Annotated in this window: 7 protein-coding genes and 1 tRNA gene; 6 read left to right on the top strand and 2 right to left on the bottom strand. The window is 61.9% G+C overall.

What is annotated here, in order from left to right:
• Positions 1-200 precede the first annotated feature (200 nt).
• Positions 201-273, top strand: a tRNA-Trp gene (locus GX444_17245).
• A 64-nt stretch (positions 274-337) separates the two neighbouring features.
• Here the strand turns inward: GX444_17245 and GX444_17240 are convergent.
• Together GX444_17240 and GX444_17235 are read right to left on the bottom strand one after the other, a co-directional pair.
• Complete coding sequence (locus GX444_17240) at positions 338-1,915, bottom strand: hypothetical protein (GenBank protein NLH50328.1); 1,578 nt, start codon at positions 1,913-1,915, stop codon at positions 338-340.
• Positions 1,916-1,966: 51 nt separating this feature from the next.
• Positions 1,967-3,310, bottom strand: a complete 1,344-nt coding sequence (locus GX444_17235; GenBank protein NLH50327.1) for a hypothetical protein — start codon at positions 3,308-3,310, stop codon at positions 1,967-1,969.
• A 305-nt stretch (positions 3,311-3,615) separates the two neighbouring features.
• Here GX444_17235 and GX444_17230 point away from each other — a divergent pair, with 305 nt between their 5' ends.
• The 5 genes from GX444_17230 to GX444_17210 are packed head-to-tail and all read left to right on the top strand — an operon-like array spanning position 3,616 to position 10,654.
• Entirely contained in the window at positions 3,616-4,143 is a 528-nt protein-coding gene (locus GX444_17230) for a hypoxanthine phosphoribosyltransferase (GenBank protein NLH50326.1), read from the top strand.
• The gene (locus GX444_17225) at positions 4,140-5,111 is read left to right on the top strand and encodes an ROK family glucokinase (protein NLH50325.1); all 972 of its coding nucleotides are present in this window, start codon (positions 4,140-4,142) and stop codon (positions 5,109-5,111) included. The genes GX444_17230 and GX444_17225 overlap by 4 nt, the downstream gene beginning before the upstream one ends.
• Positions 5,112-5,116: 5 nt before the next feature.
• Positions 5,117-6,367, top strand: coding sequence for a glucose-1-phosphate adenylyltransferase (gene glgC, locus GX444_17220; protein NLH50324.1), 1,251 nt, complete (start codon positions 5,117-5,119; stop codon positions 6,365-6,367).
• On the top strand, positions 6,364-8,532 hold the full coding sequence (locus tag GX444_17215; GenBank protein NLH50323.1) for a hypothetical protein: 2,169 nt from the start codon (positions 6,364-6,366) through the stop codon (positions 8,530-8,532). Before glgC ends, GX444_17215 begins: the two co-directional genes overlap by 4 nt.
• 1 nt (position 8,533) lies before the next feature.
• On the top strand, positions 8,534-10,654 hold the full coding sequence (locus GX444_17210) for a DUF1926 domain-containing protein (GenBank protein NLH50322.1): 2,121 nt from the start codon (positions 8,534-8,536) through the stop codon (positions 10,652-10,654).

Here is a 10,654-nt window from a genome sequence, read left to right as displayed (position 1 = left end):
GGGGCAGCTGCCCCTCCAGGACGCAGACCAGCAACCTCATCCGCTGTAACTCCTTGGGAGTCATCGAAATCATGTCCTTCTTCATGGGGGACATAATCGCTAAGCAGTTACAGGGGACAAAGTCGCTAAGCTAATACAGCGTGACATTTTCCTATTGCTGGACCTAGTCATTTATGATAGCAATAAGCCGCTTTTTTTGAGCGAGTGTAGCTCAATTGGCAGAGCACCGGTCTCCAAAACCGGGGGTTGGGGGTTCGATTCCCTCCACTCGTGCGACAGGCAAAACCCCGTTTACCGTCAAGGTACGGGGTTTTTGTTTTTTACCGCGTCACGAATTTTATTCGACCGGCGGAACCGTCACCACCACCGCCTGCAACGCCGGCAGCGAAATATAATAGGTGTCGCCCTTCCGCGGCGGCGTTTCGTATTCCGGATCGCCGAGCGGCAGGCCGTCGCTCGAACCGTCCCAGGTCTGTCCGCCGAGCGTCAGCCCGGTCTGGGCATCGATCGCCGGCGCCCGCAAACGGATCAGTTTCGCCGCTGCCGGGCGGCCTTTCACCCGCACCTTCACCAATGAATCGCCGGTCAGTTCCTCGTTGAGCAATAAAACACGCACCGCGCCGTCATCGCCGAGCGTGGCCCAAACCCGGACCCGTTTCGACAGCGAACTGACGGCCGGCAGCAATCGGCCGTTGGCGGCGGTCGCCAATGAGAACAAGCGCATCCCATAGTAAAGCGGCATCACGACCAAGGCGCCGGTCTCGTCGTAGTTGAAAACTCCGTAATAGGTTCCCGGGGTGTGAAAGTTGAGGCCGTCGAGGCCCGCGGCAGCCAGGCGGAAAGCCACGTCGGCGCTCCAGAGAGCGGCGACATAGGCATTGCTCACCCCGTCGGCGCCGCCGCAGGAAACGCTGTTGAGTTCATCCATCCGATAGGTGTACCCCGCGGCGTGCGCAGCCGTCGCGACCGGTTCGTAAACGACGCCGATGTCCACGGTGGCAAAATCGTCGAGCAACCTGGCCGGCGCCGGTGGCGGCAGGTCGTAGCAAACGGTAAATGGGTAGACATGCGTGGTGATCATCGCCACCCAGTCACTTTCCGCGGAGAAAAAATCGGCCAGGCGGCGAAGCCAGAAAGTGCTTCCCAACGCCGGCGCGGCAAACGGCGGGACCGGCGAGACCAACGCGGCAAGCCCGTCGTGAAAGGTTTCCAGTTCGCCGCGGTAATGGTCGTAACGATAGAACAGCGGGCGAAGCCCTTCGGTCCAGTAATAATCCGGCTCGTTGCCCAATTCGAAAGCCGCGACGGCGTCGCGAGATATCCGGTCATCGAGGCCCGCAATCACGGCCGCCGCGTTGGCGGCGTCGCCGAGCACCAAGTTCAAACCCAACACCAAGGAAGTGCCCGCCGCCTCGTTCAGCGCCGCCAGAATCGAGACCGGCAAGGGATCGAGATCGACTTCGACGCCTGGCGGCCGCGGCAGGCCGTCCGGATTCCACCAGGCTCGATCCTGGCTGTTGCCGCCGATCCGCACGACCGGCCGGTGCCCCTCGGCTTCGAAATTGCGCAGCAACTGCACGGTGGCGGCACGCGCCTCGCCCGAATTTTCGCCGAGGTAATCGACGATGTGCGTCCATTCGACGGAAATGCCGAGGAAGGTGTTCGGAACCGTCGCGCCGGGCGAATCCGGGTCGACGATCACATCCGCCGACAATGCGTCATTATCGTTGTCGTTGTTGTCGTCGTTGTCGTCGTTGTCGTTATTGTCGTCATCTTGCTCCGGCCCCGGGCTCTCGTCGTCGCCGGCCTGGTTCTCGGCGTCATCCTCGTTTCCGGATCCCGAGCAAGCCAGAGCCATGACCAGGCAAAGACCGATCGACAGCCAGAAAATGAAACGAATGAAATTGTGCCGCATCCCCCACCCCAATCGACCAACCGCTCGACGACGACGCCCGTCGGCGATTGATCATTCGGCAACCGGCCGGCAGCGGTTGACCGCCGGACGCAACGCCTGGACGGCCGGGTTGAGATTCACCGCCGCGGCGTAGGATTCTTGCGCTTCCCGGCAGCGGCCGGCGGCGGCCTGCCGCACCGCCTGCTCCAGCCAGAGCATATCGTAGCGGTTCCACCAATCGGGCGGCGCAGCGGCGGTGACGGTCGCCAGCTCGAAAAAGCCGCTTTGCATGTCCGCTTCGCGAATCGGCAGCAGATTCCGCCGCACCAGCCAAGCGGCGATGCCGGCGCCGGCCAGGCGGTTTCCGGCCAGATCGGGGTGAATCGGGTCCGGCGGCTCGTCCGGCCAGCGCAACCGCACCGCCGCATCCTGAAACAGGCGTAACAGATCAAGCACCGGCAGCCCCTCTTTTTCGGCCGCGGCGGCGACCCGCTCGTGCACCGGTTGCAAATCGTAGTTCGGCAGATGCCACAGAACCGGGAAAATCACGACGCCGGCCGCGATGCGGTTCGCCTCGGCAAACGACCGCAGTTGCCGCATCCCGCTTTCGACCGCGGACCAGTTCCGGTCGGTCACCACGCGCACATACTCCTGGTAGGACCGCGACCGGTTGCTTTCGCGAGACCGCCGATCGGCTTCCCAGAAGCCGCGAATGTATTCGTTCGCCTGCCGTTCGGCAGCGCGATGGCCGGCGGGCAAAAACAACGGGGCGACGAGCTGCAGCAGCCGGCTGCGCTCGACGAGGACCGATCCGAAATCCGAGGGAGCGCCCAGCAACCGGCCGATCCGCCGTTTGTCCGCCGCCTTCAGGTTCTGGTACAAAAGCGCCAGGTCGATCGTGAACGGATCGGGGTCGTTCAAACAGTAGGCGAGCAGCACCAGGTCCGGCCGATCGCGGCCGACCTTGCTTTCCAGACACCGCGCTTCTTCGCGAATACCGTAACCGGGAACCGCGTAATTCCAGACCTCGAACCGGATGCGCGGCGAAGCCTGAAAGCGATTGAGCAGATACTCGAGGCGCTTGGCGAACGTCTCGGCCAGCGGCACGGCCGCCGCGAAAGTCACCGAATCGCCGAGCAAGGCCAGGCGAAAAACGGTGGGCTCCTTTGTTTGGGGATAATGAAAATCGCGCCGCCCCTCGCCGTTGATCGCCACCTTCCCGTCCGTGCCGAACGGCGTCAATTCATAGCGCAGCGCCAGGTCGTCGGATAGATGAACCAATCCGGCGGATACACGGGTGACGCTCGGCGCCGGCACGAACCAGCGCAGCGATAATTCGCCGAGCAACAAAGCCAGAATCAAACCGAAAACAAACGCGGCGACGCGGCGGCGGATGCCGGACGCCGGCGATTTCACTGGAGGCGTTTCATTGGCGCGATGATCGATGGTCCACCTCGAATGGATTCGCCATTTTTACCCTGTCGCCGTCGCGGAGACAAGCAATCGAAAACTGCTTGAACGAACACCGGCTATTCGCAATGGCGACCGTTCGGAATTTTTGAATTTTCCTTGAAAGTTTGGCTAGTTCGCGGAAAAATGATTAAGTTTTAGTAGAAAGCGTCGAAAATACTTATAGTTTTATCAGCGAGGCCTGTTGTGCGAGATCGTTGCCGGCCAACGGATTGCCTAAACCACTACTTTAATTGTAAGATGTTAACATAATGATTCCAAACGATTTTAACATAATCATTGACCAAGACAAAATCCGCTCTCGGGTTCGAGAGATCGCCGACAGTCTGCGACCCGCCCTGGTCGGGAAACCGGTCACTTTCGTCGGCATTCTTGACGGCGCCCTCTTCTTCCTGACCGATCTGATCCGCGCGATCGATTTGGACGTCCAGATCGACTTCCTGCGCGTCAGCAGTTACCGCGGCGGGACGAGCAGCGGCGAGCTGAAGCTGGTCGACGGCCTGACCTGGAATCTGCACGGCCGGAACGTGGTCCTGGTGGATGATATTCTGGATACCGGCAAGACCCTCGCCTTTTGCATCGAGCACCTGCTTTCGCTGGGCGCGGCCCGCGTCCAACCTGTTGTCCTGCTTGCGAAAAATCGTGGTTACGCTTATCAAATAGAAGAGCCATTAATCGGTTTTACCATCCCGGATCGTTTCGTGATCGGTTACGGTCTGGATTGGGAAGGCCGCTTTCGCCATCTGCCCGACATCTATGCGAAGGAGAATCACACGTGAACCGGGTAGCCATTGCCATCGACCTGGGCGGAACCGACATCAAGGGAGCGCTGCTCGACCGCGAAGGGCGTCTGCATTCGCCCCGCCGAGTGCCGACCGGCGAGGATCGCTCGCCGGCCAAGGTCGTGGATCGGCTGGCGGATTTGATCGACGGCTTGCAAAAGACGGCGGGCGGCGCGGCTTTCGGGGTGGGCATCGGCGTTCCCGGCGGCGTTTATCCCGACTCGAAAAAAATCAGCCAGGCCCCCAATTTCCCCGGTTGGTACGACGTGGATCTGGTCAGCCCGCTGATGCAGAAAACGGGCCTGCCGGTCGCGATCGACAACGACGCCAACGTGGCCGGGCTCGGCGAGTTCGAATTCGGCGCCGGCAAGGCGGTCGATTCGATGGTTTTGATCACCCTGGGAACGGGCATCGGCGGCGGGATCATCCTGGATGGCCGCATCTGGCGCGGCCAATGGGGCATGGCCGGCGAAATCGGCCATATCACTATCGAACCCGAAGGCGTGCTCTGCGGCTGCGGCAACCGCGGCTGCATCGAAGCCTACGCGTCCGGGCCGGCGCTGGTCCGGCAGGCGAAGGAAGCGCTGGCGCGCGAACCCGGAGCGCCGCTGCTGCAATTGGCCGGCGGCGATCCCGACCGGATCACGCCCAAGCTGATCTACGACGCCGCGAAACAGGGCTGCCCGGTCAGCCGGGCGGTTTTCGAAAAGGCGTCGCGCTATCTGGGCAATATGATGGCGTCGGTGCTGAATCTGCTGAACGTGCCCTTGTTCGTCATCGGCGGGGGCGTCAGCGCTTCTTTCGATCTGCTCTACGAACCGATGCGCGACGAAATTCGCCGCCGCGCCTACCGCATTCCGGGTGAAAACGTCGCCATTCAACGCGCGATTCTCGGCAACGACGCGGGCATGATCGGCGCGGGAATGCTGGCTTTCGCCGAATTGACGCCGGCGGAAGGGAGGTAACGGACATGGCGCCCAATTTCAACCAAAACCGCATCCTCACGATGATCCTGGCCGGCGGCGAGGGCAAACGCCTGATGCCGTTGACCGCGCACCGCGCCAAACCCGCAGTGCCCTTCGGCGGCCGCTACCGCATCGTCGATTTCGTGCTGTCGAATTTCATCAACGGCAGCTTCTTCAAAATCAAGATCCTGACCCAATACAAAGCCGACAGCCTGATCAAGCACGTCACCCGCGGTTACCGCCTCAATTCGCAATTCGGTTACTTCACCGATATCTCCCCGGCGCAGATGCGCACCGGCCCCGATTGGTACAAGGGCAGCGCCGACGCCATTTTCCAGAACTTCCACGCGATCATGGACGAAAACCCGTACCAGGTCTGCGTCTTCGGCGCCGATCACATCTACAAAATGGATGTGCGGCAGATGGTCTCCTACCATCTGCAGAAGGAAGCCGATGTGACGATCGCCGCGATTCCGGTGCCGATCGAGGAGGCCCCGGCCTTCGGCATCATGGAGGTCGACGCCGACTGGCGGCTGGTCGGCTTCGCGGAAAAACCCGCCAAACCCAAACACATGCCTGGCGATCCGACGCGCGCGCTGGCCAGCATGGGCAATTACGTGTTCACCACCGAAAGCCTGATGGAAGCGGTCGAGACCGACAGCCGCGATCCGAACAGCGCGCACGATTTCGGCAAAAACATCATCCCGATGGTCGGCCGCAACAAGAAAGTCTTCGTTTACGACTTCGCCACCAACGCCGTTCCCGGGCAAAGCGAACGCGAGCGGGGTTACTGGCGCGACGTGGGCGACATCGATTCCTACTATCGCGCCTCGATGGACCTGGTCAGCGTGGCCCCGGTCATCGACCTCTACAACCGCCACTGGCCGCTGCACACCTACTCGCGCCAGGGGCCGCCGACGAAATTCGTCTTCGCCGACGAGAAATCGCGCCGCATCGGCATCGCCACCGACTCCATGGTCAGCGAGGGCTGCATCGTCTCCGGCGGTCACATCGACCGGACCATTCTCGGTCCGTTCGTGCGGATCAACAGTTACTCCCAGGTCGACGAAAGCCTACTGTTCGAGGGCGTCGAAATCGGCCGCTTCGCGCGGGTACGGCGCGCCATCATCGATAAATTCGTCAAGATCCCCGCGCACGTGGAAGTCGGTTACGATCACGAACTGGATCTCGAACGCGGCTTTACTGTGACCCCGGAAGGCATTACCGTCGTGCCGCGAGGAGCCAAGATCGAATGAGCAAGCCGTTACGCGTCGCCTTTTTGTGGCATATGCACCAGCCCTATTACCTGGATGATACCTCCGGAAAAATCATCCTACCCTGGGTGCGGCTGCACGCCACCAAGGCCTACTACGACATGAGCGCGATGCTGCTGCGCCATCCCGAGATGGCCTGCACCATCAATGCAGTGCCCAGCCTGCTGGCGCAGCTCAAGGCCTACGCGGAGCGGCCGGACATCGACGATTCGTTCCTCGCCCTGTCCCGCAAGCCGGCGGCCGAACTCGACGACGAGGAGCGCCGGTTCGTCCTGCGCTATTTCTTCATGGCCAACTGGGAAACGCTGATCCGCCCCTACCCCGGCTATTCGCGCCTACTGGACCGGCGCGGCATCCGCACCGACGAGGAATCGCTCGACCGGGCGCTCAAGCTGTTTTCGAACCAGGATTTTCTGGACTTGCAGGTCTGGTTCAACCTGGCGTGGTTCGGGTTTACCGCGCGGCGCGATCCGCGCATCGTCCCGCTGCTCGAAAAGGGCATGAGTTTCACCGAGCCCGACAAGCGCCTGCTGCTCGACGTGCAGCTGGAAATCCTCAAGCAGATCATTCCGCTGTGGAAAAAACTGCTGGAGGCCGGGCGCGTGGAAATCTCCACCAGCCCGTTCTACCACCCGATCCTGCCGATTCTCGTCGGTTCGCACGTGGTCCGGCGCAGCATGCCCGAGGTCACCCTGCACGGCGATTTTTCCTTCGAGGAAGACGCGCGCGACCAGATCCGCGAAGGCGTCGCCTACTACGAAAGCATTTTCGGCCAGGCCGCCCGCGGCATGTGGCCCAGCGAAGGTTCGGTCTGCCCGGAAATCATTCCACACCTCGCCGACGCCGGTCTGGAATGGATCGCCACCGACGAGGCCATCCTCTTCCGCAGCCTGGGCGACGGCTCCTCGCGACAGCGGTTGTTCGAGCCGTACCGGGCCGAATACAAGGGCTCGCAGATCTGCGTCTTTTTCCGCGATCGTTACTTGTCGGATTTGATCGGCTTCACTTACGCGAAAAACGATCCGCGGACGGCGATTCTCGATTTCGCCGGTCATTTGGGCCGCATCGCGGAAAGCGCGCCGGACGGCCTGGTCAACGTCGTGCTCGACGGCGAAAACCCCTGGGAATACTACCGCGACGGCGGCGAAGCGTTCCTCGACGGTTTGTATCAGACGCTGTTGCAGGACAAGCGCTTCCGGCCGGTGTCGATGGGCCAGGCGCTACGCGAGGCGCCGCCGAAACAGACCCTGACCAAGCTGCACAGCGGCAGTTGGATCAATGCCAATTACCGGATCTGGATCGGCGGGCCCGAGGAAAACCGCGCCTGGTCGCTGGTCGACCGGACGCGCAGCCATTTCGAAACCGTCCGCCAGGCCGGCAACATGCCGCCGGAAAAAATCGCCGCGGCGCGCCGCCAGCTTTTCCAGGCCGAAGGTTCAGACTGGTTCTGGTGGTACGACGACGATTTCAACAGCGAAAACGATTCCGATTTCGACCGGCTGTTCCGCCAGAAGCTGGTCAATGTCTACCTGGCGCTCGACGAGAACCCGCCGGCGGTGCTGTCCGAGCCGATTCACGTCGACAAGGCGAACCTGCTGATCACCCAGCCGCTCGCCCTGTTGCACCCGACGATCGACGGCCACATCACCAATTTCTACGAATGGGCCGACGCCGGCTACATCGACCTGACCCGCGTCCGCGGCAGCATGCACCTTTCGAAGAACCTGCTGGCGCGGTTGATGTTCGGCTTCGACGAACAAAAACTTTACCTGCGGCTCGACCCGTCCGACGAACTGCTGGCCTTCGGCAGCGAATTGCAGGTGCAAGTGCAGATCGCCGGCCGCGTCGAGCGGCAAATCCGCTTCCCCTTGCGCTTCGGCGCCCGGGCGGCGACCCGCTACCAGATCTGGGCGCCCGATTCCGGCGAGGATTGGCGCAGCATCGGCGAACACCACGAACTGGGCATGCAGGAAATCATCGAACTGGCGTTGCCCATCTCGTTCCTGCAGATCGCCGCCGGCGATCCCCTTTCCTTCGTGGTCCGGATCATGAAAGGCAGCGTGGAGGAAGACCGCTTCCCGAAAAACGGCCGGATCAATCTGAAGGTTCCCGACCGCAATTACGACAGCATCAACTGGAGCGTATAAATTGCAGAATGACAAGATTCGCCTGACTTTCGGCATCCACGATCACCAGCCGGTCGGCAATTTCGGCCACGTCCTGGAAGACGCCTACGAAAAATGCTACCGGCCCTTTCTGGAAATTCTGAAGCTTCATCCGACCATCCGCACCTCGCTGCATCACAGCGGTTGCCTGCTCGAATGGATCGAGCAGAATCATCCCGAATACGTGGATCGCCTCGCGGAACTGGTCGAAAACGGCCAGGTCGAAATCCTCGGCGGCGGCTTTTACGAGCCGATTCTCTCCGCCGTCCCCTTCGACGACGCCGTCGAGCAGCTCACGCTGATGAACGATTGGGCGAAGCGACGGCTCGGGCACAACGTGCGCGGTATCTGGCTGACCGAGCGCATTTGGGAGCCTTCCCTGCCCGTCCTGCTGCGGCAGGCCGGTGTGGAATTCACCATCGTCGACGAAACCCATTTCCGTTTCGCCGGCATCCCCAAGGAAAAAATCATCGGCTATTACGTCACCGAGCGGCACGGCTACACGACGGCCATTTTCCCGATCGACCGCGTACTGCGCTACAAGATCCCCTTCGACATGCCCGACAAGATCGTCGCCTACCTGCGCGACCTGAAAAACCGCTTCAACAATCCCGTGGCGACCTACGCCGACGACGGTGAAAAATTCGGCGTCTGGCCGGAAACCTACGAATGGGTCTACGGAAAGGGCTGGCTCGAGAAATTTCTCACCGCGGTCGAGGAATCGGGCGACCTGGAAACCGTGCATTTTTCCACCGTGCTCGACAACGATCCGCCGACGGGCCGGATGTACCTGCCGACGGCCAGCTATCATGAAATGACCGAGTGGTCGCTGCCGGTCGACGCGGGCATCGAACTGAACAAGCTGCACCAGGAGGCCAAGCGCGACGGCTCCTGGGAACACATTTCCCCGTTCATCCGCGGCGGCTTCTGGGACAATTTCCTTTCGAAATATCAGGAAGCCAACCGCCTGCACAAACGCATGGTCCGCGCCTCGCGCAAGACGGTCGCCGCGCTGAAAAAAGCGCCGCAGGATCCGGCGGCGCTGGCCGCGCGCCGCGACGCCCTGCGCGGCCAATGCAATTGCGCCTACTGGCACGGCCTGTTCGGTGGCCTGTATCTCAACTATCTGCGCCGCGGCGTCGCCAGCGAACTGTACGCGGCGGAAAAGAAGGCCGATCAAATCCTCGGCCTGCCCAACCTCGAGACGGTCGATCACGACGGCGACGGCGTGCCGGAGATCGTGATCGACACGCCGCACCTGCTGGTCGTGCTCAAGCCGGGATACGGCGGCAGCGTCTACGAATTCGTCGATCGCCGCACCGGCCACAACCTGACCGACGTCCTCACCCGCCGGCGCGAAATTTATCACGACAAGATCACCATCACGCCGACGACCAACGGGCAGCCGAAAAGCATTCACGACATCGTGCGCACCAAGGAAGAAGGGCTGGCCAACCTCCTCTTCTACGATTGGTTCACGCGCTACAGTTCACTGGACCACTTCCTGGCGCCGTGGTCGAACGCCGCCAGCTTCGCCACCTGCCGCTACGGCGAGCTGGGCGACTTCATCAATCAACCCTTCCGCGTGCTGCGCGCCGCGCGCGAGGGCGACGAACTGGTCGTCGAATTCGAGCGCCAGGGCGGCCTGTATCCGGGCGGCGTCAAGACGCCGGTCACGCTGCACAAGCGGTTCGTCATTCCGCTGGACCGCGCGGCGATGAGCGTCGCCACCACCGTCACCAATCACGGCGGCGACCTCGAATTCTGGCTCGCCCGCCAATGGAACCTGACCCTGTTGGCGGCCGACGCGCCGGACCGCTGGCTGGCGGTGGGCGAAAAGCAATTCAAAATGAACGAAAGCGGCCTGCACGAAAGCGTGTCGGCCTTCGCCGTCCACGATGACTGGCAGAACCTGCGGGCGGAATTCCGCAGCCCCGACCCGTTCGAGTTGTGGCACTTCCCGGTGGAGACCGTCAGCCAGAGCGAAGGCGGGTTCGAGCGCACCTATCAAGGAACCGCGGTGGCGCTCTCCAACCGCTTCTTCCTGCGGCAAGGCGAAGCGCGGACCCTGACGGTGGAAATTTCAATGACGGAAAGGCGGTAA

The sequence above is a fragment of the Myxococcales bacterium genome (assembly GCA_012517325.1).
Taxonomy (GTDB): Bacteria; Lernaellota; Lernaellaia; order Lernaellales; family Lernaellaceae; genus JAAYVF01.
Note: the sequence above shows the minus strand (reverse complement) of the source record. Positions and strands in the feature narration are given on the sequence as shown.